General features: G+C 66.9%; 19 protein-coding genes and 1 tRNA gene. 7 read left to right on the top strand and 13 right to left on the bottom strand.

The window, feature by feature from the left end; all coding sequences use genetic code 11:
- Nucleotides 1-2: 2 nt before the first annotated feature.
- Nucleotides 3-1,226 carry a dephospho-CoA kinase gene (gene coaE, locus AU187_RS09005; RefSeq protein ID WP_059099371.1) on the bottom strand — a complete coding sequence of 408 codons (1,224 nt, stop codon included), beginning with the start codon at nucleotides 1,224-1,226 and terminating at the stop codon, nucleotides 3-5.
- A 29-nt stretch (nucleotides 1,227-1,255) separates the two neighbouring features.
- Nucleotides 1,256-2,701 carry a 30S ribosomal protein S1 gene (gene rpsA / locus AU187_RS09000; RefSeq protein WP_059099372.1) on the bottom strand — a complete coding sequence of 482 codons (1,446 nt, stop codon included), beginning with the start codon at nucleotides 2,699-2,701 and terminating at the stop codon, nucleotides 1,256-1,258.
- 171 nt (nucleotides 2,702-2,872) lie between these two features.
- Between rpsA and AU187_RS08995 the strand changes: the two genes are divergently transcribed.
- A complete protein-coding gene (locus AU187_RS08995; protein ID WP_059099373.1) occupies nucleotides 2,873-4,036 on the top strand; it encodes a PrsW family intramembrane metalloprotease in 1,164 nt (387 codons plus the stop codon).
- A gap of 1 nt (nucleotide 4,037) precedes the next feature.
- On the opposite strand, the gene polA is transcribed toward AU187_RS08995, so the two are convergent.
- Nucleotides 4,038-6,698, bottom strand: a complete 2,661-nt coding sequence (gene polA / locus AU187_RS08990; protein ID WP_082683731.1) for a DNA polymerase I — start codon at nucleotides 6,696-6,698, stop codon at nucleotides 4,038-4,040.
- 189 nt (nucleotides 6,699-6,887) lie between these two features.
- Between polA and AU187_RS08985 the strand changes: the two genes are divergently transcribed.
- Genes AU187_RS08985 through AU187_RS08975 form a run of 3 tightly spaced genes read left to right on the top strand, consistent with a single transcriptional unit; the run spans nucleotide 6,888 to nucleotide 9,206 of the window.
- Entirely contained in the window at nucleotides 6,888-7,325 is a 438-nt protein-coding gene (locus AU187_RS08985; RefSeq protein WP_059099375.1) for a Zn-ribbon domain-containing OB-fold protein, read from the top strand.
- Nucleotides 7,322-8,530, top strand: coding sequence for a lipid-transfer protein (locus AU187_RS08980; RefSeq protein WP_059099399.1), 1,209 nt, complete (start codon nucleotides 7,322-7,324; stop codon nucleotides 8,528-8,530). Before AU187_RS08985 ends, AU187_RS08980 begins: the two co-directional genes overlap by 4 nt.
- Nucleotides 8,520-9,206 carry a YwaF family protein gene (locus AU187_RS08975; RefSeq protein ID WP_059099400.1) on the top strand — a complete coding sequence of 229 codons (687 nt, stop codon included), beginning with the start codon at nucleotides 8,520-8,522 and terminating at the stop codon, nucleotides 9,204-9,206. The genes AU187_RS08980 and AU187_RS08975 overlap by 11 nt, the downstream gene beginning before the upstream one ends.
- Before the next feature lies 1 nt (nucleotide 9,207).
- Here the strand turns inward: AU187_RS08975 and AU187_RS08970 are convergent, their stop codons facing one another.
- The 6 genes from AU187_RS08970 to AU187_RS08945 all read right to left on the bottom strand — a co-directional run bounded on the left by AU187_RS08970 (nucleotide 9,208) and on the right by AU187_RS08945 (nucleotide 15,010).
- Complete coding sequence (locus AU187_RS08970; RefSeq protein ID WP_059099376.1) at nucleotides 9,208-9,963, bottom strand: ABC transporter ATP-binding protein; 756 nt, start codon at nucleotides 9,961-9,963, stop codon at nucleotides 9,208-9,210.
- A complete protein-coding gene (locus tag AU187_RS08965; RefSeq protein ID WP_059099377.1) occupies nucleotides 9,947-10,774 on the bottom strand; it encodes an ABC transporter ATP-binding protein in 828 nt (275 codons plus the stop codon). The genes AU187_RS08970 and AU187_RS08965 overlap by 17 nt, the downstream gene beginning before the upstream one ends.
- Nucleotides 10,771-11,940 carry a branched-chain amino acid ABC transporter permease gene (locus AU187_RS08960; RefSeq protein WP_059099378.1) on the bottom strand — a complete coding sequence of 390 codons (1,170 nt, stop codon included), beginning with the start codon at nucleotides 11,938-11,940 and terminating at the stop codon, nucleotides 10,771-10,773. Before AU187_RS08960 ends, AU187_RS08965 begins: the two co-directional genes overlap by 4 nt.
- The gene (locus tag AU187_RS08955; protein ID WP_059163911.1) at nucleotides 11,937-12,974 is read right to left on the bottom strand and encodes a branched-chain amino acid ABC transporter permease; all 1,038 of its coding nucleotides are present in this window, start codon (nucleotides 12,972-12,974) and stop codon (nucleotides 11,937-11,939) included. Before AU187_RS08955 ends, AU187_RS08960 begins: the two co-directional genes overlap by 4 nt.
- 21 nt (nucleotides 12,975-12,995) lie before the next feature.
- Nucleotides 12,996-14,222 (bottom strand): branched-chain amino acid ABC transporter substrate-binding protein, encoded by a 1,227-nt coding sequence (locus tag AU187_RS08950; protein WP_059099380.1) that lies wholly within the window; start codon nucleotides 14,220-14,222, stop codon nucleotides 12,996-12,998.
- 155 nt (nucleotides 14,223-14,377) lie between these two features.
- Nucleotides 14,378-15,010 (bottom strand): ANTAR domain-containing response regulator, encoded by a 633-nt coding sequence (locus tag AU187_RS08945; protein WP_059099381.1) that lies wholly within the window; start codon nucleotides 15,008-15,010, stop codon nucleotides 14,378-14,380.
- A gap of 95 nt (nucleotides 15,011-15,105) precedes the next feature.
- Here AU187_RS08945 and AU187_RS08940 point away from each other — a divergent pair.
- Nucleotides 15,106-15,182 (top strand) — tRNA-Leu (locus tag AU187_RS08940).
- A gap of 28 nt (nucleotides 15,183-15,210) precedes the next feature.
- Nucleotides 15,211-16,515, top strand: a complete 1,305-nt coding sequence (locus tag AU187_RS08935; RefSeq protein ID WP_059099382.1) for an adenylate/guanylate cyclase domain-containing protein — start codon at nucleotides 15,211-15,213, stop codon at nucleotides 16,513-16,515.
- On the opposite strand, the gene AU187_RS08930 is transcribed toward AU187_RS08935, so the two are convergent.
- Both AU187_RS08930 and AU187_RS08925 read right to left on the bottom strand, forming a co-directional pair.
- Nucleotides 16,487-16,939, bottom strand: a complete 453-nt coding sequence (locus tag AU187_RS08930; protein ID WP_059099383.1) for an SRPBCC family protein — start codon at nucleotides 16,937-16,939, stop codon at nucleotides 16,487-16,489. The two genes, AU187_RS08935 and AU187_RS08930, sit on opposite strands and share 29 nt — an antisense overlap.
- On the bottom strand, nucleotides 16,936-17,766 hold the full coding sequence (locus tag AU187_RS08925; protein WP_059099384.1) for an alpha/beta fold hydrolase: 831 nt from the start codon (nucleotides 17,764-17,766) through the stop codon (nucleotides 16,936-16,938). The genes AU187_RS08930 and AU187_RS08925 overlap by 4 nt, the downstream gene beginning before the upstream one ends.
- A gap of 29 nt (nucleotides 17,767-17,795) precedes the next feature.
- Between AU187_RS08925 and AU187_RS08920 the strand changes: the two genes are divergently transcribed.
- Nucleotides 17,796-18,422 (top strand): TetR/AcrR family transcriptional regulator, encoded by a 627-nt coding sequence (locus tag AU187_RS08920; protein WP_059099385.1) that lies wholly within the window; start codon nucleotides 17,796-17,798, stop codon nucleotides 18,420-18,422.
- Here AU187_RS08920 and AU187_RS08915 read toward each other — a convergent pair.
- Nucleotides 18,419-18,907: a Dps family protein gene (locus AU187_RS08915; protein ID WP_059099386.1), complete on the bottom strand. Its 489-nt coding sequence runs from the start codon at nucleotides 18,905-18,907 to the stop codon at nucleotides 18,419-18,421. The genes AU187_RS08920 and AU187_RS08915 overlap by 4 nt on opposite strands.
- 38 nt (nucleotides 18,908-18,945) lie before the next feature.
- Nucleotides 18,946-20,521, bottom strand: a 1,576-nt coding sequence (locus tag AU187_RS08910; RefSeq protein WP_059166652.1) for a DUF2339 domain-containing protein, incomplete at its 5' end; no start/stop codon positions are given.

The raw sequence follows: 20,521 nt of genomic DNA, 5'->3' as shown, positions 1-20,521 counted from the left end.
CGTCAGGGCCGCCACCCGGTGGCGTCGGCCCACTCCCATGCCCGTCGATATGCGTCGAGGAACCACGGCTCTTTCGCGTCGGCGTAGGCACCGGTCTGGGTGTGCCCCTTCGCGGCGACCTGCCGCTTCAACGTGAGGTAGTCGGCCTGGACACCCGGATTGGCGCGTAACCAGTCGACGAAGAGCAGCGCGAACTGCTGGCCCGGCCAGCCGTCGACCCGCAGATGGACGTTCGTCGGTCGACCGGGATCGGCCGAACAGTGAAATCGCTTGCGCCACAGCGCTTCGTCGTCGGTGTGGTCGAACTCGGTGGCCGTGCTGCGGGCGTCCGGCTTGCCGACGTCGGCGGTGATCGGCCTGCAGACATACCCGGCCGTCGTCAACGCCTCGCGCAGTTCGTCGGCGACCTCGAGCGAGCCGACCGTCACCTGCACGTCGATCACGTCCTTGGCGTCCAGTCCGGGTACCGCCGTGGAACCGATGTGGTCGATGCGCGCGGCGCGGTGCCCGCAGGCCGTGTCGAGCCGAGCCAGGATGCGCCGTGCCTGCTCAGGCCATGTCGGATCGTAGGGCACCAGAACCGGTTCCGCGTGTGCGGGCCGATTCTCGTGCACGTTGTGCGCGAACGGCAGGATCCGTTCCTGCCACAGCGCTCGCGCCGCGCCGACCAGCTGTGCTGTGGTGCCCGAGTTGTCCAGCCACACGTCGGCAACGGCACGGCGCTGTTCCTCGGTGGCTTGCGCGGCGATCCGGGCCCGGGCGTCCTCTTCGGTGAACCCTCGGTGCTCGATCAACCGTTTCACCCGCAGATCCTCGTCCGCGTGCACGATCACCACCAACGGAAACATCGGTGCCATACCGGATTCGACGAGCAGCGGGATGTCCTCGACGATCACGGCGTCTTCGGCGGCGGCCGCGATCAACTTCGATCGGCGGTGCGCTATCAGCGGATGGACGATCCCGTTGAGGGTCTTGCGCTTCTCCTCGTCGCTGAACGCGATGGCGGCGAGGGCCGGGCGGTTCAACGCCCCGGCCGACGGTCCGTCGCCGTACAGGATCTGCTCGCCGAACGCGTCGACCAGCTTGGCCAGCCCCTCAGTCCCGGGCTCGACGACCTCGCGGGCGATCACGTCGCCGTCGACGACGACTCCCCCGAGTTCACTGAACGTCGCGGACACGGTCGATTTCCCGGCGCCGATACCGCCGGAGAGCCCAATGCGCAGCACCGCCCCAGTCTGTCAGGGTGCCGAACGCGTTATGCGTTGCCTGCGAGCTTCTCCCGCAGCGCCGCGAGTTGGGCGTCGCTGGCCAGCGATCCACCCGACGACTGCTCCTCGCCACGCGACGTGCCGTTCGACGATGAGGACGCCTCCGCTGCGTCTGCTTCAGCAGCGGCGAACTTCTCCATCTGCGCGGTGTGCATCTTGTGCCGGCGCTCGGCCTCCGCGTAGCGGGACTCCCACTCCTCACGCTGCTTCTCGAAACCCTCGAGCCACTCGTTGGTCTCGGAGTCGAAGCCCTCCGGGAAGATGTAGTTGCCCTGCTCGTCGTAGCTGTCGGCCATGCCGTACTTCGACGGGTCGAACTCCTCGGTGTAGTCCTCGTTGGCCTGCTTGAGGCTCAGCGAGATGCGGCGCCGCTCCAAATCGATGTCGATGACCTTGACCATCGCGTCGTCGCCGACCTGCACCACCTGGTCCGGGACCTCGACGTGGCGCTCGGAGAGCTCGGAAATGTGGACCAGGCCCTCGATGCCCTCCTCGACGCGGACGAACGCGCCGAACGGCACCAGCTTGGTGACCTTGCCCGGCACGATCTGGCCGATCGCGTGGGTGCGGGCGAAGTGCCGCCACGGGTCTTCCTGGGTCGCCTTGAGCGACAACGAAACCCGCTCGCGGTCCATGTCGACGTCGAGCACCTCGACGGTGACCTCGTCGCCCACCTGGACCACCTCGGACGGGTGGTCGATGTGCTTCCAGGACAGCTCGGAGACGTGCACCAGGCCGTCGACACCGCCGAGGTCGACGAACGCGCCGAAGTTGACGATGCTGCTGACCACGCCCTTGCGGATGGCGCCCTTCTGCAGCTGGTTGAGGAACTCGCTGCGCACCTCGGACTGGGTCTGCTCCAGCCAGGCGCGGCGGGAGAGCACCACGTTGTTGCGGTTCTTGTCCAGCTCGATGATCTTCGCCTCGATCTCCTTGCCGATGTACGGCTGCAGATCGCGGACGCGGCGCATCTCGACCAGCGACGCGGGCAGGAAGCCGCGTAGGCCGATGTCGAGGATCAGGCCGCCCTTTACGACCTCGATGACGGTGCCCTTGACGGCCTCGTCCTTCTCTTTGAGCTCCTCGATGGTGCCCCAGGCGCGCTCGTACTGGGCGCGCTTCTTGGACAGGATCAGGCGGCCTTCCTTGTCCTCCTTGGTGAGGACCAGAGCCTCGACCTCATCGCCCACGGAAACGACCTCGTTGGGGTCGACGTCGTGCTTGATGGAGAGCTCACGGGACGGGATGACGCCTTCGGTCTTGTAACCGATGTCGAGCAGGACTTCGTCACGGTCAACCTTGACGATCGTCCCTTCGACGATGTCGCCATCGTTGAAGTACTTGATGGTCTTGTCGATGGCGGCGAGAAAGTCCTCGCTCGAGCCGATGTCGTTGACGGCTACTTGCGGCGAGGTGACGGAGGGACTTGGCATGTGGTGGGTTGCTCCGGACAGGTTTGATCGTAGGGACAGTTGTTTATTGGTGTTACCCGCCGCAGAAGAATGCAAAAACCACAGACAGGTACCGGTAGAGGTTACTCGACTGGGCACATGCTGGACAAACCCGGTCCCCCGCCTGTTGCGCGCTCGCTACCCTGACTTCTCGTGTCCTACGCCGGTGCGCCCCAGCCCTGGCCGATCCAGCCGCCGTTCGAGCGCAAGGTGCGAAAGGTCGGGGCGCCGCTGGCCGTCCTCATCCTGCTCGGCACCGTGGCCGGGCTGATCGTCGTCGGGCTGACCGCCCTGAACCCGGTCGGCGCCGGTATCGGGCTGGTGCTGTCGAGCCTGACCATGGTGGTCGTGCTGCTGGCCTACGTGTGGCTGGACCGCTTCGAGCCGGAGCCGCCGAGGCTGCTGATCTTCGCGTTCTTGTGGGGCGCCTCGGTTGCCGTGGTGCTGTCGGTGCTTCTCGGGCTCTTCTTCGAGTCTCTGATCGTGACCGGCGAGACCGACGACGTCAGTTGGGTGTCGGTGGCCGTCATCGCGCCGGTGATCGAGGAAGCGGCGAAGGGCACCTTTCTGCTGTTCATGATGACCGGCCGGCGCCGCAACGAACTCAACTCGCTGACCGACTGCCTGGTCTATGCCGGGCTGGTCGGCGCCGGTTTCGCCTGGTTGGAGGACATCCTCTACATCGCCAGCGGCGAATCGCTCGGCGATTCGCTGCTCACCGCGGCATTGCGACTGGTCATGGCGCCGTTCGCGCATTCGCTGTTCACCACGTTCATCGGCATCGGCGTGTATTTCGCGCTGCACCACCGCAACGCGCTGACCCGCGCGGGCTACATCGGTTTGGGGTACCTGGCCGCGGTCGTCATGCACGGGCTGTGGAACGGCTCGTCGCTGCTGGGCATCGGGTGGTATTTCGCGGTCTACCTGTTCTGGATGGTCCCGATCTTCGCGTTGGTGATCGTGCTCGGCGTGCAGGGCCGCCGCCGCGAGCAGACCATTGTCGCGGCCAAGCTGCCCGGCATGGTGGCCGCGGGCCTGGTGACGCCGAACGAGGCCACCTGGCTGGGGTCGTTGCGGCACCGCAAGCAGGCTGTCGCGCTGGCCACCCGCCAAGGCGGACGACCCGCGGGCAAGGCGGTCAAGCGGTTCGCCGCCCAGGTCGTCGAGCTGGCGTTCGTCCGGGACAGAATTGACCGCGGCTTCGGCGACCAGCGCGTCTATACCCTGCAGGCCGAGGAGGCCTACGCAGTACACGCGGCACGAGCGGCCGCTCCGATGCTGCAGTGGCTGACCGCTTACCGCGCCCCGAGCCGCTGACTCAGTGTGCGGCCGCGTCCCAGCTGCGGCCGTAGCCGACCGACACCTCCAGCGGCACATCCAGCGGGTAGGCGTTGCCCATCTGCTCGCGTACCAGCTTCTCCACGGCGTCGCGCTCGCCCTCGGCGACCTCGAAGAGCAGTTCGTCGTGCACCTGCAGCAGCATCCGCGACGCCAGACCGGAGTCCTTCAGCGCCTTGTCGACATTGATCATCGCCACCTTGATGATGTCGGCGGCGCTGCCCTGAATCGGTGCGTTGAGCGCGGCCCGCTCGGCGGCCTCGCGCACGTTGCGGTTGCTGCTGTCCAGTTCGGGTAGGTAGCGCCGCCTGCCGAACACCGTCGAGGTGTATCCGTCCTTGCGGGCCTGGTCGACGACGTTGTGCAGGTAATCGCGCACCCCGCCGAACCGGTCGAAGTACTGCTCCATCTGCACTTTGGCTTCCTCGGTGGAGATCTTGAGCTGCGCCGCGAGCCCGTAGGCGCTCAGCCCGTACGCCAATCCGTAGGACATCGCCTTGACGCGGCGCCGCAGCTCCGCGGTGACCTCGTCGATCGGCACCGAGAACGCCCGCGACGCGACGAACGAGTGCAGATCTTCACCGGTGTTGAACGCTTCGATCAGCCCCTCATCCTTCGACAGATGCGCCATGATGCGCATTTCGATCTGGCTGTAGTCGGCCGTCATCAGCTCCGTATAGCCCTTGCCCACGACGAATGCGTCGCGGATGCGCCGGCCCGCGTCGGTGCGGATGGGGATGTTCTGCAGGTTCGGCTCGGTCGACGACAGGCGCCCCGTCGCGGCGATGGTCTGGTTGAACGTGGTGTGGATGCGGCCATCGGAGGCCACGGAGGCCAGCAGCCCGTCGACGGTCACCTTCAACCGCGTCGCGTCGCGGTGGGTGAGCAGATGCTGCAGAAACGGATGGCCGGTCTTGTCGAACAGGGACTGCAGCGCGTCGGCGTCCGTGGTGTAGCCGGTCTTGGTGCGCTTGGTCTTGGGCATCTCCAGTTCGTCGAACAGCACCACCTGCAGCTGCTTCGGTGAACCGAGGTTGATCTGCTTGCCGATCACCGCGTAGGCCGCCTCGGCGGCGTCGCGAATCTGGTCGGCGAACTCGCTCTGCAACTGGCCGAGTTGCTCGAGGTCGACAGCGATGCCCGCGGTCTCCATCTCGGCCAGCACCCGCTGCACCGGCAACTCCATGTTGTTCAGCAGCGCCAGGGAGTCGATACGGGCGAGCTCCTCGTCGAGCGCGTCGGCGAGATCCATTACCGCGCTGGCCCGCAGGATCACGGTCTGCACGGCCTGGCCGTCGACGCCATCATTGTCATCTAACAGCGAAAGCTGTTGCTGCTCAGGTGTTTCCGCACGAAGTTCGCGCTTCAGGTAGCGCAGCGAGAGATCGTCGAGCGCAAAGCTGCGCTGCCCAGGACGGACGAGGTACGCGGCGAGTGCGGTGTCCGAGGTGACGCCGGCGAGCTTCCAGCCGCGGCCTTGCAGATCGTGCATCGCCAGCTTGGCTTCGTGTAGCGCCTTCGGCGGTCCGGGGTCGGCCAGCCAGGACGCCAGCGCGGCCTCGTCATCGGCGCTCAGCGTGGCGGTGTCGATGTAGCGCCCGTCGCCGTCCGCGGCGACGATGGCCAGTGCGGTCGCGTCGGCGTCGAAGGCCAGGTGCGTGCCCACCACCGCCATCCCGAACCTCTTACCCGAGCTGTGTTCGGCCAGCCACGCCGCGAGCTCTCCCGGCTCCAGCGCCCGCCCTCGCACGTCGAAACCCTGGTCCACCTCGGGGTCCGCCGACGCCAGCGTCTCGAACAGCCGGTCGCGCAGTACCCGGAACTCCAGGTCGTCGAAGAGCCGGTGGATCTGGTCGCGGTCCCACGGCTGCATCCGCAGGGTGTCCGGGGTCTGCGGGAGCGCCACGTCGCGCACCAGGTCGGTCAGTTCCCGGTTGAGCACGACGCTCGACAGGTTCGCCCGCAACGCATCGCCCACCTTGCCCTTCACGGAGTCGACGTTGTCGACCAGCGCCTGCAGCGAGCCGAATTCGGCGATCCACTTCGTCGCCGTCTTCTCCCCGACGCCGGGGATACCCGGCAGGTTGTCGCTGGGGTCTCCGCGCAGGGCCGCGAAGTCCGGATACTGCTGCGGGGTCAGGCCGTACTTCTCCAGCACCGCCTCCGGGGTGAACCGGGTCAGCTCGCTGACGCCCTTGCGCGGATACAGCACCGTGACGTCGTCGCTGACCAGTTGCAGCGAGTCGCGGTCGCCGCTGACCACCAGTACGCGATAGCCGCCCAGCTCGGCCTGGGTGGCCAGCGTGGCGATGATGTCGTCGGCCTCGAAGCCCGGTTCGGCGAGCACGGTGATTCCCAGCGCACCGAGCACCTCTTTGGTGATGTCGATCTGGCCGCGGAACTCGTCGGGGGTCGTGGACCGGCCGGCCTTGTACTCGGGGTACTTGTCGACGCGGAACGTCTGGCGCGACACGTCGAACGCGGCCGCAATGTGGCTGGGCTGCTCGTCACGCAACAGATTGATCAGCATCGCCGTGAAGCCGTACACAGCGTTGGTGGTGAGCCCGCCCTGCGTCTTGAAGTTCTCGGCAGGCAGCGCGTAGAACGCCCGGTACGCCAGCGAATTGCCGTCGAGCAACATCAGTGTCGGCTTCTGTTCCGTGTGCTCGGACGCCGTCTTCTTGCCGGTGGCGGTGCTGGCTGGGCTCACGGCCCTACTCTATGCATCGGCGGTGACAACGGAGCCACCGTGGCGCTCGCACCTGCCGCCGCGTCCCACTCAACTGGAACACGTTTCAGTTTCGCCGGGCGACTCGGTACGCTGACCCGCGTGTCAGCTTCCACTCAACCCGCGATCGAAGGTTGGTTCGCCACCGATGGATCCGGTGAGGCCTATCTGATCGGCGGCAAGTGCCATCAGTGCGGCACCTACGTGTTTCCGCCCCGTGCCAACAACTGTCCGAACCCGGGGTGTGACGGCGACGAGCTGGCCCAGGTGCCACTGTCGCGGCGCGGAACGCTGTGGAGCTACACCGAGAACCGGTACGCTCCCCCGCCGCCTTATCCGACCCCGGATCCCTTCGAGCCCTTCGCCGTTGCCGCGGTGGAACTGGCCGAGGAGGGGCTCATCGTGCTGGGCAAGGTCGTCGAGGGAACGTTGGCCGCGGACCTGAAGGTCGGCATGGAGATGGAGCTGACCACGATGCCGTTGTTCGTCGACGACGACGGCGTCGAGCGCGTCGTTCACGCATGGAAGGTGGCGGAATGAGTACTGAAACTCCGGCACCGCTGTACATCCTGGGCGCCGGCATGCACCCGTGGGGCAAGTGGGGGCGCGACTTCACCGAATACGGCGTCGTCGCGGCGCGGGCCGCGTTGGCCGAGGCGGGTTTGGACTGGCGCCAGATCCAGCTGGTCGCGGGCGCCGACACGATCCGCAACGGCTATCCGGGCTTCGTGGCGGGTGCGACGTTCGCGCAGAAACTGGGCTGGAATGGCGTACCCGTGTCGTCGAGTTACGCGGCGTGCGCCAGCGGTTCACAGGCGTTGCAGAGCGCACGCGCTCAGATCCTCGCGGGCTTCTGCGATGTGGCGCTGGTGATCGGTGCGGATACCACCCCGAAGGGGTTCTTCGCTCCGGTCGGCGGCGAGCGTCGCAACGATCCCGACTGGCAGCGCTTCCACCTCATCGGCGCCACCAACACGGTGTACTTCGCGCTGCTGGCGCGCCGCCGCATGGACCTCTACGGCGCCACTCTCGAAGACTTCGCCGCGGTGAAGGTCAAGAACGCCAAGCACGGGTTGGACAACCCGAACGCGCGCTACCGCAAGGAAGCCACGATCGACGACGTGCTGGCCAGCCCCGTGGTGTCCGATCCGCTTCGGCTGCTTGACATCTGCGCGACGTCGGACGGCGCGGCCGCGCTGGTGGTGGCGAGCAAGTCGTTCGCGGAAAAGCATCTCGGCTCGCTCGACGGCGTCCCGTCGGTGCGAGCGATCAGCACCGTGACGCCGCAGTACCCGCAGCATCTACCCGAACTGCCCGACATCGCAACGGATTCCACCGCGGTGGTGAATGCGCCGGAGCGTGTGTTCAAAGACCAGATTCTCGACGCCGCCTACTCCGAAGCCGGCATCGGTCCCGAGGACCTGAGCCTGGCCGAGGTCTATGACCTGTCCACGGCGCTGGAACTCGACTGGTATGAGCATCTCGGCCTGTGCGCCAAAGGCGAGGCGGAGCAACTGCTGCGCAGCGGTGCGACGGCGATCGGCGGAAAGATCCCGGTCAACCCGTCCGGCGGACTGGCCTGCTTCGGCGAAGCCATTCCGGCACAGGCGATCGCGCAGGTCTGCGAGCTGACCTGGCAGCTCAAGGGCCAGGCGACCGGTCGGCAGGTCGAGGGTGCCAAGGTGGGGGTCACCGCCAACCAGGGGCTGTTCGGCCACGGCTCCTCGGTGATTGTTGCTCGCTAGGCAGTTCGAGCCGTACGGCCCCTCCTACTGGGGCGCCATCGCGGTGTTCGTCATCGGCGCCGTGCTGCTGGTGTGGTCGGGCCGCCGCCAGACCGAACGGCGGGCAAGACACCTGGGCCGCATCCTCGGTGGGGTCACCGCCGCGATCTACGCCGCGATCCTGGTCTACAACTTGACCCCGCCGACGCTCGCGGGTTCGGTGCCGCTGCAACTCACCGACCTGGCAACCGTCGTCGCCGCGTATGCGCTGTGGACGCAACGGCATTGGGCGTACGCCCTGACCTACTACTGGGGACTGGTGCTGAGCGTGCAGGCGCTGATCTCCCCCGTGCTGCGTGGACCCGACTTTCCGCACTATCGGTTTCTGGCGTTCTACGCGATTCATCTGCTGGTGGTGTGGGCCGCCATCTACCTCACATGGGGCCGCGGCATGCGACCCGATTGGCGAAGCCTGCGATTCGCGATTCTGGTCACGCTCGTCTGGGCGGCGGTCACCATGGTCTTCAACGCCGTCGCCGGCACCAATTACGGCTTCCTGAACGCCAAACCGGACACCGCATCGCTGTTGGATGTCCTGGGTCCGTGGCCGGTGTACGTCCTCGTCGGGGCGACCCTGGTGGCCGCGGTTTGGGCGTTGATGACGTGGCCGTGGGTGGCACGCCGGTCGCAGACCTGAGTCACGCCACCCCGAGATAGGCGGCGCGAATGCTGTCATCGGCCAACAACTCTCGGGCATTGCCTTCGCGCGTGACTTCACCGGTCTCCAGAATGTAGGCGCGGTCCGAACGGCTCAGCGCCTGTTGGGCATTCTGCTCGACCAGCAGCACGGTGGTGCCCTGGGCGTTGATCTCGCCGATGATCCGGAAGATCTGGGAGATCACCATCGGCGCCAGGCCCATGGACGGCTCGTCGAGCAGCAGCACCCGCGGCCGGGCCATCAGCGCCCGCCCGATGGCCAGCATCTGCTGCTCGCCACCCGAGAGCGTGCCGCCCACCTGACTGCGGCGTTCGGCGAGCCGCGGAAACGTATCCAGGACCCAGTCCAAACGCTTCCGATGTTCGGACCGTGAGGCGAACTTGCGTCCGTAACAACCCATCTCGAGGTTCTCCACGACCGACATCCCGGGGAAGACACCGCGTCCCTCGGGCGCCTGCACCAGCCCCTGGATCACCCGCTGGTGGGCTTTGACCTTGGTGATGTCGGCGCCCTCGAACCAGATCGAACCCGAGGTCAGCGGCAGCAGCCCCGAGATCGCCCGCATGGTGGTCGTCTTGCCGGCTCCGTTGGAGCCGAGCAGGGTCACCAGTTCACCTTCGCGAACCGTGAGCGAGATCCCGTGCAGTGCACGGATTCTCCCGTACTGCACGACGATGTCGCGTAATTCGAGGATGACGGGCCGCTCGGTCCCTGGCGATTCATTCGACTGCGTCATCGGGCACCCCCAAGTACGCCGCGATCACCTTCGGGTCCTCGCGGATCTCCCCGGGCAGGCCGTCGGCGATCTTGCGACCGAACTCCAGGACCACGATGCGATCGGTCACGCCCATCACCAGCCTCATGTCGTGTTCGATCAGCAACACGGTGTAGCCGTCGTCGCGGATCTTCTGGATCAGCTCGATGAGCGCGGCCTTCTCCCGCGGGTTGAATCCGGCCGCCGGCTCGTCCAGACACAGCAGTTTCGGTTCGGTGGCCAGCGCGCGGGCGATCTCCAGCCGTCGTTGGTCCCCGTAGGACAGGTTCTTCGCCTTCTCCTCGCCGCGGTCCGCGATGCCTACGAAATGCAGTAGTGCAGCCGATCTCTCGATCGCAGTCCTCTCCTCGCGCCTGTGGCGCGGGGTTCTGACCAGCGCACCGGGCACCGAGGTGAAGTGCCTTGCGTCGGTGCCAACCATGACGTTCTCCAGGGCGGTCATCTCGCCCCACAACCGGATGTTCTGGAAGGTCCGCGCTATTCCGCGGCGGGTGATCTGGTGCCTTTTGACGCGGCCCAGTGGTGCGCCGTCGAAGGTGACCGATCCCGATGTCGGGCGGTACACCCCGGTGATCGCGTTGAAGCAGGTGGTCTTACCGGCGCCGTTCGGGCCGATCATGCCGAGGATCTCGCCGCGACGAATGTCGAACGACACCGAGTCGAGCGCCGTCAACCCGCCGAACTTCACGGTGAGATCGGTTGTCCTCAAGAGGATCTCGCCCTCGGCGGCATGGATCTCGCGGTGGACGCCCGCCAATTCCTCGATCGTCATCGCGCCGATTCCTTTTCCGGCGAGCGCAGCAGGTCGCGCGCGGCCCTGCCGTAGGCGAGAAGTTGCTGGCGGGCCGGGAACAGGCCCTGCGGCCGGAAGATCATCAGAACCACCAGCGCCAGCCCGAAGAACAGGTACTTCAGGTCGCCGAGGTTGATACCGAGGAACTCCACGCCGAGCAGTCGGTTCGGCAGGTAGACGATGATGAACGCACCCACCACCACGCCGAGCTTGTTGCCCTGACCGCCGAGCACCACGGCGCACAGGAACAGCATCGAGTTGATGATGTTGAACGTCGGCGGCGCGACGAACTGCACCTGGCCCGCGTACAGCGCGCCGGACAGACCGCCGATCGCCGCGCCGATCACGAATGCCCACAACTTGAATCGGAAAGTGTTGACGCCCATGACTTCCGCGGCGTCCTCGTCTTCCCGGATCGCGATCCAGGCGCGACCGACGCGGCTGCGTTCGAGGTTGCCGACAAGCAGCAGGATCCCGACCATCAGCACGATGCCCAGCCAGAACCACCATGTGCCGTAATTGGCGTCGCCTGCGGAGTTACCGCTGGAGAACACGCCTTCCGGGACGCGTTCGCTCTCACCGAACCGCGGGTAGGCCACCTCGTTGAGGCCGCGCGGGCCGTTGGTCACCTCCGAAAGGTTGTCCGCCAGCAGCCGGATGATCTCGCCGAAACCCAGCGTGACGATCGCGAGGTAGTCGCCGCGGAGCCGTAGCGTCGGCGTTCCGAGGATGAGTCCGGTCAGCGCGGTGATGGCCATCGCCAGCGGCACGCAGGCCAGCCACGCCCAGTCCTCGTTGAACCATCCCGTCGCGCCCATCTTGTTCCACGGACTGTTGGGACTGGTGAGCAGCGCGACGGTGTACGCACCCACGGCGTAGAAGCCGACGTAGCCGAGGTCGAGCAGGCCGGCCTGACCCACCACGACGTTGAGGCCGATCGCGATGATGGCGACCATGGCGAATTGCGCCATGGTGCCGCCGAAGCTGATGTTCGGCGTGTTCAAAAACGGCGGCGGGAAGAGCGGCAACAGTGCGAGCAGGCCGAAGGCGAGCACGCCGAAGCCCCACTTCTGCACCCGCGAAAGGCCGTCCCACCAGCGCCGCACCGCGTCGCCGGGCGCCAACACCTTCTCGCTGGCCCTCATGCCCGTGCCTTTCCGAGGCTCTCGCCGAGTATTCCGGTCGGCCGGAAGAACAGCACCAGAACTAGCAACACGAAGGCCACGACGTCACGCCATTGCGTCCCGAACACCGCCTGCCCGTAGTTTTCCATGATGCCCAGCAGCAGCCCGCCCAGCAGCGCACCGCGCAGGTTGCCGATGCCGCCGAGGACCGCGGCCGAGAACGCCTTGATGCCGAGCAGGAAGCCGCCGGAGTAGATGATGCCCTGCGGCACCTTCAGCGTGTACAGCAGCGCCGCCGCACCCGCCAGGAGGCCGCCGATCAAGAACGTCAGCATGATGATGCGTTCCCGGGAGACGCCCATCAGCGTCGCGGTGTCGGGATCCTGGGCCACGGCCCGGATTCCGCGTCCGAACTTCGTCCGGTTGATGGTGATGTCCGTCATCAGGGCGAGGACCAGCGCCCCGCCCACGATGATCAGCGTGATGTTGGAGACGGCGGCGCCGAACACCGTGAACTGAGTTTCGGGCGAGACGAGCCGGATCGGTTGCTGCGCATTGGATCCGCCGTACCCGTCGATGATCTTCGGCAGGATGAAGTGCACGAACTCCTGCAACACGAATGACATTCCGATCGCGGTGATCAGAAATGACAGCCGTTCGGCCTTGCGTCTGCGCAACGGTCGGTATGCGACCGCCTCCAGTCCGATCGCGGTGGCGCCGGACACCATCATTGCGAACAGCATCGCGATGCCCAGATACAGCACCGTCAGCGCGATGCCCTTGTCGTAGGTGTTACCGCTCGGGGTGAAACCGAGGATCATGTCGAGGCAGAAATACGCGCCGAACATGCCGAACATGAAGACTTCGGAGTGGGCGAAGTTGATCAACTTCAACACGCCGTAGACCAACGTGTAGCCGACCGCCACCAAGGCATAGATGGCGCCCCACGACAGGCCGTCGATTGTCAACTGCCAGAAGCCGTCTCGCAACCCGTCCAGGTTGAAGCTGATGTTGGCGGCCAGGCAGGTGTACTGGTCGACGCACTCGGGGGGCATCCCGGTCTCTCGATCGGTCTCCTACTGAACCTTGAAGATCCAGATGAGGGTGGACGTCAGTTCGCCGTTGGGATCCCACTGGTACTTGCGTCCGATCCCCTGACCGTTGTAGGTCCGGACGAATTCGAGGAGGTCGGGGCGGGTGGTTTTTCCGGAGTCGATGCCCTTCAGCATGATGGTGCCCAGGTCATAGCCCTCGACGCTGTAGGTACCCGGATCGGCGTTGAACGCCTTCTTGTACTCCTCGGCGAACTCAGCAGGCGCCGGCGTGCACGGGCACGACAGGATCGCGCCCTCTGCCGCGTTTCCGGCCTGCTTGACGAACTCCGGGTCTTTCGTGCCGTCGGCACTGACGAAGGTCCCGGTGTATCCGCCGTCTTTGAGCTGCTGGGCGAACGGCGCGGCCTCGGCGTAGTAGCCGCTGAAGAACACCGAGTCAGGGCTGGCGCCCTTGATCTGGGTCACCGCGGCCGAGAAGTCCTTGTCGCCCTTCTTCACCGAGATGTTGCACGCCGGGTCGGCGACTGCCCCGAGCGTGTTTCGGACCACGGTCGCCAGGCCCAAGCCGTAGTCGGTGCTGTCATCGACCACGCATACCTTCTTGTGGCCCAGCGAGTTCTTCAGATAATTTCCGACCGCTTGCCCCTGCTGGCCGTCATTTCCGAGGCCCCGGAAGAACGTCTTCCACCCCTTCTGCGACAGCGTGACATTGGTCGCCGACGCGGTGGCGGCAACCAGGCCGGCCTGGTTGTACACGTCTCCGGTGGCCATCGTTTCCCCTGAGAACGCGGGACCGATCAGGCCGATGATCGACGCATCGTTGATGATCTGCGGCGCCGTCTGGCTGGCCTTCTGCGGATCGCCCTCGGTGTCGAAGGCCTTCAGTTGCACCTTGCAGCCCGGGTTTGCGGCGTTGTGCTGGTCGACCGCCAACTGGATGCCGTTCTTGATGTTGATGCCCAGCGCGGCGTCGGGGCCGTTGAGCGCGCCCGCCATCGCGATCGACACGGGTGGGCACTGCGCCTTGCCGTCGCCAGCCGGGTCAGCCGCCGCGGCAGTGTCCGGCGGAGTGATCTCCGCGCCGTTCTCGTCGATCGGGACCTGCTCGACGATTTTCAGGTCGGTCTGCGCCGCACCGCCCTCGCTCGGCTGGGATTGCTGGCAGGCCGCCAATGTCATTGCGCTGCCGAGCACGACCAAACCAGCGCTGCTGATAGCAATTGCTTTCCGTGCTCCGCGACCGCGCACGCTTCACCTCCGGGTCAATGTTCTAGTCGGCTCCGCGCCTCCACCTGGCTCGGCAAGGGCGGCGACGTTCCGGGAAGACCATAGCCAACGCTCGACGCCGGTGCGTGGTCTGCGCGGCCGGAAACGAAGTTTTTACGAACCGCCGGGCCGGCCCGTCAGCCTGACTCCGGTGCGTCGCCGGGCGTGTCGAGGGTTTCGAGCACCACCTCGGCGACTCGTTTCATCGTGGTGCGCCGGTCCATCGCGGCCCGCTGAATCCACTTGAACGCCTCGGGCTCGGTCATGCCCTGCTTGGCCTGCAGCAAACCCTTGGCGCGCTCGACCAGCTTGCGGGTCTCCAACCGGTCGGACAGGGTCGCCACTTCCCGCTCCAGGGCGGAGATCTCCCCGAACCGGCTCACCGCCACCTCGATGGCCGGGATGAGATCGGTGATGGTGAATGGTTTGACGAGGTAGGCCATCGCGCCGGCATCCCTGGCTCGTTCGACCAGTTCCCGCTGGCTGAAGGCGGTCAGGATGACGATCGGCGCGATGCGCTTGCTGGCGATCTCCGATGCCGCGTCGATGCCGTCGCGACGCGGCATCTTGACGTCCATGATCACGAGGTCGGGTTTCAGGCTCTCGGCGAGATCGACCGCCTCCTGCCCGTCGCCGGCCTCACCGACGATCTCGTAGCCCTCCTCGCGGAGCATCTCGGCCAGGTCCATGCGGATGAGCGCTTCGTCTTCGGCGACGAGAACGCGGCGTGCCTTCACGGCGTCGGTCGCTGACCCAGGAGCGGATGCCATGGAACACATTGTGGCGGTAGCAGGCACGTCCAGCGACTGCGGGGCATCCTCTATGGTGGTAAGCCGCACAGCGACATGACACAGACCGACGTTCGGCCCTCGTAGCCCAATTGGCAGAGGCACACGACTCAAAATCGTGACAGTGTGAGTTCGAGTCTCACCGAGGGCACCACCGCCGCAGCTACGCTCTAAACGTGGAGATGAGACTGCGGCCGGTCTGTGTGCCGGAAGTCGCGCTGGAAAGCCGGATGCCGGCCCGCGTCCGCCACCACGCCGAGAGCGCCGCACGTCACCGCCGGGTGCTCGACGTGACCGCGATGATCAGCGCCGCGATCAGCGCGTTCTTCGGGCTGCAGGGGCTGCTCGTCGGCCTCGAGGTGTGGTGGATCCCCGTGATCAACCTCGTCAGCGCGGCGGCTTTCGCGTTGATCCCGTTGATGTGCCGGTTCGGGGAACTCGTTGCGCCGCTGGTGTTCTTCACGGTCGCGTACACGACGATCACCGTCCAGTGCATTCAGCTGGGCACCGGCTCGGGGCTGCAGTTCTATTACGTCGTGGCGGCCGCGATCATGGTGCTGGTCCTGGGCATCGACCACATCCTGCTCGCGTCGACGCTGTCGGCGGTGGGCGCGGTGACGGTGATCCTGCTGGAGTTCCTCGTCCCGAACGACACCGGCATCCAACCGCCGTGGGCATTCACGACCTCGTTCGTCCTCACCGTGGCGACCGCGTGGATTCTCGTCATCGCCACGCTGTGGTACGCCCTTCGTGAGATACGCCGGGCCCGGCTGGCGATGGAGGCCGAGTACGAACGCTCCGAGCGGCTGCTGGCCAATATCCTGCCCGTCCCGATTGCCGAGCGGCTGAAGGATCCGACCCGCGCCGTGATCGCCGACAAATACGACGACGCGTCGATCCTGTTCGCCGATATCGCCGGCTACACCAAGCGGGCCAGCGACACCACGCCCAGTGATCTGGTGCGCTTCCTGGACCGCCTCTACACCGACCTCGACGCGCTGGTCGACCGGCACGGCTTGGAAAAGGTCAAGACCAGCGGCGATTCCTACATGGTGGTCAGCGGAGTGCCCCAACCGAGACCGGATCACCTCGAGGCGCTGGCCTGTCTTGCGCTCGATATGGCCGACGCGGTGGCCGACCTGCGCGACCCGCGCGGCCGCGAGGTGCCGTTGCGCATCGGGCTGGCCGCCGGACCGGTGGTCGCCGGCGTCGTCGGCGCGCGCAAGTTCTTCTACGACGTGTGGGGCGACGCGGTCAACGTCGCATCCCGAATGGAGACCACCGACGTCGAGGGCCGCATCCAAGTGCCGCACGACGTCTACGAACGGCTGAGAAGCACATTCGTCCTGGAACCGCGCGGCGAAGTCGACGTCAAGGGCAAGGGCGTCATGAGGACCTGGTACCTCGTCGGTCGGCGCGACGATTCAGCGGTCCGCGACGCGGTGGAACTCGAACCGCTCAGTCGTCAGAGAGCTCAGTCGGCTTGAGCCGTTCGGCCAGCGCGCCGAGCCGCCACAAAGTTTCCCGGTTCCGCGGATAGACGGCGATATCGGACAACCGGTTCGGCATGAGCGCGGCGGGTCCGCTCACCGGGAACTCCTGCATCTCGACCCGGCAGCCGTCGGGAATATCGCTCAGCTGCAACACTATTCGCGCCCCGCCGAACGGCCGGCCCTTCGCGTGCAACACCAGCTCCTCCAGTGGCACGCTCTTCTCGACCACGGTCACGTCGTCGAGCAGCAGCGGCCACACCCCGATCGAATGGCGTATCTGCGAGCCGGGCGCCGGCCAGTCCGCGTCGACAGCGCGCATCCGGCTGTTGCCGACGACCCACTGTGAGTACGTCCATCCATCGGCCATCACGTCCCACACCTGCTGCCGCGAGGCGTGGATGTCTCGTGTCACGGTCACGCCGGTGATATACCCGCATCGCCGGAAACGACGCACGGGCGGGCCAGCAGCTCGAGGATCGCCGCAGTCACCTCGGCGGGGCGCTCCTCCATGACGTAGTGGTCGGCGCCGGTCAGCCGGGTCAGCGTGGCACCGGGAACGCGGTCCGCCAGCTGACGGGCGGTGCTGAACGGGATGTAGCGGTCGCGGTCGCCCCAGATCACCGCGGTCGGGCAGGTGATGTGGGCGAGGCCCGCCGCGAGTTCGGGGATCGCGGGCACGTGGTAGTGCCGGAAGAACTCGACGAATGTCTGGCGGCCGGCGGCGGTGTCCATCCAGCCCAGATACTCGGCTTCCAGCGCGTCGTCGAAACACCCCATGACGCGATACGGCCGCAACGCCGCGTGGTGCAGGCGGCGCAGCGGCAGCCGACGGACCAGCCCGGGAACGTGGACCGTCGCCCACCGCTGGCTCAGCGAGTAGCGGTAGAACCACGGCCGGAAGGTGTTGTGCGCCCTGGTGTTGAGCAACGCCAGCCGCAGGACCCGCTCCGGGCGGCGCAGCGTGTAGCCCAGGCCCAGGAACCCGCCGTAGTCATGCGCGACGAGGTTGAACCGGTCGAGACCGATCGCGTCGGCGACCGCGTCGATGCGATCGACCTCGTTGTCGTAGGTCGGCGGCGTGCCGGGCGGCTCGGAACGGCCGAAACCCGGCCAGTCGGGCGCAATGACCCGGTACTGCTGCGCGAGCGTGGGGATCTGATGCCGCCAGCACGAGGCGTTCTGCGGATAGCCGTGCAGTAGCAGCACGGGCTCGCCGGAACCCCGGTCGACGTGCGATAACCTCATTTTGTTCAAACTAGTATAAAATTCTCGTCGTGACCAGAGCAGCGGCCCGTCGCCGCGGTCGGCCCCGCGCATACGATCCCGAAGTCGCCTTGCGCCGGGCGCGCGAAACGTTCTGGCGCGCCGGCTACGCGGGCACCTCGTTGGACGATCTAGCGGCGGCCATGGGCATGAACCGGCCGAGCATCTATGCCGCGTTCGGTGACAAGCGGGCGCTCTACCGGCGCGCCGCCGCCGACTACGCCGACGCCAGCCGGGCCTGGCTGACAGCGGCGCTGGCCCGGCCACAGCCGTTGCGAGAGGCGCTCGGGGCGGTCTACCGCTACGCCCGCGATTTCTACCTGTCCGGAGACAGCGGGCCGCGCGGCTGCTTCCTGATCGGTACGGCGCTCACCGAGGCGACCGGCGACGCACAGGCGCGCGCGATCGTCGAGGAGACGATGGCGGCGTTCACCGCGACGTTCGCCGAACGATTCGAGCGCGCCGGCCGCGACGGCGACCTTTCACCGCACGCGCCGGACGCGCTCGCACAGATCGCGACGGCGACCCTCAACGCGCTGTCGGTTCGGGCCAGGTCGGGCGCGGGCAGGCTCGAGTTGGATGCGCTGATCGATGCCGCGATCGCGGTGATCTGCGCACCGGTTGACCGGCCCGGTTAGACCTTGCGGTTCTCCGACTTGATCAGCCAGGCCAGCTTCTCCAGGCCGTCGATCAGCTGATGCAGGATGTCGGCGGTGCTGGGGTCCTCGGCGTCGACCGCGTCGTGCACCGCGCGCATGGTCCCCACCGCGGCGTAGATCCGGCCCGCGATCAGGTCGACCGCCTCCTGCGTGCTCACCTCGTACGCCGGGAACTGCGGCAGCGTGGTGTCGGCGGTGACGGTGTTCGACCGGCCGTCGGGTACGGCATCGAGGGCGCGCATCCGTTCGGCGACCGTGTCGCTGGCCTCGCGGGCGAACTCGACGAGTTCGTCGAGCTGCAGATGCAGGTCGCGGAAGTTGGTGCCGACGACGTTCCAGTGCGCCTGCTTGCCCTGCAGGTGCAGCTCGATCAGGTCGACCAGAACCCGCTGCAGGCTCGCGCTGAGTTCGGGCGACGCTTGGAATCCCTGGACTTCTGTTTCTAGACGACGTGTGGTGTTCATGACTCCTTCAACGCCTCCTAATCTGGATTGAGTCCAGTTTAACGTGTGTCGGCTGTCACGGGCATGTTCTGCTGCTGGTCCTGCTTCTCCAGCAGCCGCGCGTAGCCGGCGCCCATGCCCAGCAGCACCAGGCCGACCACGATGAACACCACCACCCGGAAGATGCCGTCCAAGGTGCCCAGGTCGAAGAGGAACAGCTTGGCCGTCGCGGCGGCGACCAGCGCCAGCCCCCCGCCGATCGGCAGGGAGCGGTCGGCGCGCGGCAGCCGGGCGGCGTAGCCGAACAACGCGGCGGCCAGCCCGATCCAGCAGATCGTCGCCGCCATGTGGCCCGCGAAGAACCCGCCGTCGGTGCCGCCGACCAACACGCCGGCGGTCACCGCGAACATCGTGATCGCGTAACCCGCCACGGCCGCCGAGACCGCCCACGCCGCCGAACTCCGGCGGGGGAACGCCCACACGAGCACGGCCGCACACGCGGTGAGCAGAACGCTGGCGACCAACGTCGAAATGCCGACCGCGGCGCTGGTTGCGGTGCCCCGCATCAGTACTGACGGCGGGGCGTAGCTCAGATAGAACCCCGCGCCGATCAGCCCAAAGCCCACGGCGATCGCCCGGGCCGTGGCGTGGCGGCGACCAACCGTCGCCACCACGAGCGCCGTCGCCAGCAGCACGGGGCCGGCGATCCTGCCGTCGAACGCCACCAGCACGCCGATCAGCGCCGACACCGCCGACAGCACCGCCCAGATCCGGCGCACGCTGCGGTCCACCCCGGACAGCTGCTCGCCGACGAGCACGATCGCCAACAGCGCCGCGGCGAGCGCGGCCGCCATCAGTGCCGCGACGACACGGTCGACGGCCAGCCCGACCGACAGCACGGGCAGTACACCCGCGGCGGTGAGCACGGCCATCACCGGCTTGTTCGCGGTGTGGGGCAGCAGGATGAGCGCGCCGGCGATCGCGAGCAGTGCTGCGATACCGCACGCACCGGCCAGCCACCGATCGCGTCCGCCGTCGAAATAGACACCCACGAGTGCGGCCAGCAGCGGCAGCGTGCCCGCCGCGATACGGGCGGCGTGCAGCCAGAGCCAATCCCTGCCGAGCTGTACGGGCAGCGACGCCGCCGACAGCGCCAGCATGAACGCCACGAGCAGCAGCGTGACACCGCCGACCACCACCGGCGCCAACACCAGCAGCGGTACCAGCACCAGCAGCCCCAGATGCTCGGAGTTCCACCGACGCGCCAACGTGAGGCCGCCTCCCCCGATCACCGAGGCGATGATCAACGCCGCGGGTGCGGACAGCCAGGTATAGATCGTCGTCACCGCGATGACGTCCATGTACGCCGCGGCGGTACCAGTCGCGGCCAGCGCAATTGCGCCGACCCGACCCCCGGGACGGGTGTACAGCCACCGCGCGGCGATCACCAGTCCCGCGGCCAGAATCACACCGGCCGCGACCCGGACCTCGGGCCTGAGCACGCCCGCCTGCGCGGCCAGCACCAGTAGGAACACCACGCCGATCAGCGTCACGGCGACACCGGCGACGGCCAACAGCTTGCCGATCCATCCGTCGTCCCGCGGCGTTCGGGGCGACGGATGGATCGGCAAGCTG

It is taken from the genome of Mycobacterium sp. IS-1556 (genome assembly GCF_001499985.1).
Taxonomy (GTDB): domain Bacteria; phylum Actinomycetota; class Actinomycetes; order Mycobacteriales; family Mycobacteriaceae; genus Mycobacterium.
This window is presented reverse-complemented; position numbering and strand designations above follow the sequence as displayed.

What these genes read in the sequence shown, in the direction of transcription:
- rpsA (WP_059099372.1), bottom strand. Translation starts at nt 2,701, where the DNA reads ATGCCAAGTCCCTCCGTCACCTCGCCGCAAGTAGCCGTCAACGACATC.
- polA (WP_082683731.1), bottom strand. Translation starts at nt 6,698, where the DNA reads ATGTTGCTCGACGGCAATTCGCTGGCGTACCGGGCGTTCTACGCGCTG.
- AU187_RS08980 (WP_059099399.1), top strand. Translation starts at nt 7,322, where the DNA reads ATGAGTACTGAAACTCCGGCACCGCTGTACATCCTGGGCGCCGGCATG.
- AU187_RS08970 (WP_059099376.1), bottom strand. Translation starts at nt 9,963, where the DNA reads ATGACGCAGTCGAATGAATCGCCAGGGACCGAGCGGCCCGTCATCCTC.
- AU187_RS08965 (WP_059099377.1), bottom strand. Translation starts at nt 10,774, where the DNA reads ATGACGATCGAGGAATTGGCGGGCGTCCACCGCGAGATCCATGCCGCC.
- AU187_RS08960 (WP_059099378.1), bottom strand. Translation starts at nt 11,940, where the DNA reads ATGAGGGCCAGCGAGAAGGTGTTGGCGCCCGGCGACGCGGTGCGGCGC.
- AU187_RS08955 (WP_059163911.1), bottom strand. Translation starts at nt 12,974, where the DNA reads ATGCCCCCCGAGTGCGTCGACCAGTACACCTGCCTGGCCGCCAACATC.
- AU187_RS08945 (WP_059099381.1), bottom strand. Translation starts at nt 15,010, where the DNA reads ATGGCATCCGCTCCTGGGTCAGCGACCGACGCCGTGAAGGCACGCCGC.
- AU187_RS08935 (WP_059099382.1), top strand. Translation starts at nt 15,211, where the DNA reads ATGAGACTGCGGCCGGTCTGTGTGCCGGAAGTCGCGCTGGAAAGCCGG.
- AU187_RS08925 (WP_059099384.1), bottom strand. Translation starts at nt 17,766, where the DNA reads ATGAGGTTATCGCACGTCGACCGGGGTTCCGGCGAGCCCGTGCTGCTA.
- AU187_RS08915 (WP_059099386.1), bottom strand. Translation starts at nt 18,907, where the DNA reads ATGAACACCACACGTCGTCTAGAAACAGAAGTCCAGGGATTCCAAGCG.